Origin of the sequence: Streptomyces sp. DH12 (assembly GCF_020873895.1) — a bacterium.
Classification (GTDB): Bacteria; Actinomycetota; Actinomycetes; order Streptomycetales; family Streptomycetaceae; genus Streptomyces.
Genome location: NZ_JAHWGT010001152.1, coordinates 1 through 444, shown reverse-complemented (window position 1 = coordinate 444; position 444 = coordinate 1). Strand labels below are relative to the sequence as shown.

Annotated in this window: 1 protein-coding gene; it reads right to left on the bottom strand. The window is 75.2% G+C overall.

Annotation, left to right across the window (positions count from 1 at the left end; translation table 11 throughout):
- On the bottom strand, positions 1–339 hold a 339-nt coding region (locus tag LPA54_RS39000; protein ID WP_228985123.1), incomplete at its 3' end, for a DUF3180 family protein.
- Between the last annotated feature and the right edge of the window lie 105 nt (positions 340–444).

The window sequence follows — 444 nt, the reverse complement described above, 5'->3', positions numbered from 1 at the left end:
GTCCAGGGAGCCGAGCAGCACGACGAACGTGCCGCCGTAGAGGCCGGCGACGAGGGCCGCCACCAGCGCGCTGGCCTGTCCGAAGACCACCGCGCGGGCCGCCTGGAGCGGGTCGACGCCCTTGGCGTCGGGCCGGCGCTCACGCTGGGCCTTGAGGCGGGCGCGCAGGGAGAGCGCGGTGGCCGCGAGGACCGCGGCGATCAGGGCGAGGACGATGGGCGCGGCCACGGGCACGCTCGGGAGGGTCCCCAGCGAGTTCCACAGGCGGGCGCCGGCCCAGGACAGGACTCCGGCGACGACGAAGACGCCGGCCAGCACCCTGATGCGCAGCTCTTTCACGGTGTCCCTTCGCGTTCCCCCGGCCGGTGGCCCCGGCTGTGGCCGTCCTCGACCTTAACGGCTACTCGGGCAGCCGGAGTTCCAGGTCGGCGCGCGGCGTGACAC